Origin of the sequence: Pseudomonas paraversuta, from assembly GCF_904063065.1 — a bacterium.
Lineage (GTDB): Bacteria > Pseudomonadota > Gammaproteobacteria > Pseudomonadales > Pseudomonadaceae > Aquipseudomonas > Aquipseudomonas paraversuta.
Window position 1 is genome coordinate 1 of the sequence record NZ_CAJFCL010000033.1, and the last position, 512, is coordinate 512.

1 rRNA gene is annotated in these 512 nt (G+C 45.1%); it reads right to left on the reverse strand.

Going from position 1 to position 512, the window contains the following annotated elements:
* Positions 1-397: 397 nt before the first annotated feature.
* Positions 398-512 (reverse strand): 5S ribosomal RNA (rrf, locus tag JQ845_RS22790).

Sequence of the window (512 nt, forward strand, 5' to 3'; positions counted from 1 at the left end):
GATGCTGATAATCTTGTTGACTATCAGTCTGACTCCACAAGCACCCACACGAATTGCTTGATTCAGTTGTTAAAGAGCGGTTGGTTAAGCTTTCGCTCAACCGAGGCGCGCATTCTACAGCAGCCTCTGTTGCTGTCAAGTGGTTATTTTCAGATGTTTTCAAAGTTTCCTTTGTAACATCAACCACTTGCGCTTTCGATCTCTCGTTAGCGGGAGGCGAATTCTACAGCGTTACACGCTGCTGTCAACACCTTAATTCCTGCTTCTTTCGATTGAGATAACCGAAGTGCTAACCAGGTAAACGACTTGATTAGCAGTACAGGCTTTATATAAAGCTTGTACTTATACAAAAACAAAATCCCCGTCTGCGTGAGCAGACAGGGATTTTGGAATTTAATCTTGACGATGACCTACTCTCACATGGGGAAACCCCACACTACCATCGGCGATGCATCGTTTCACTTCTGAGTTCGGGATGGGATCAGGTGGTTCCAATGCTCTATGGTCGTCAA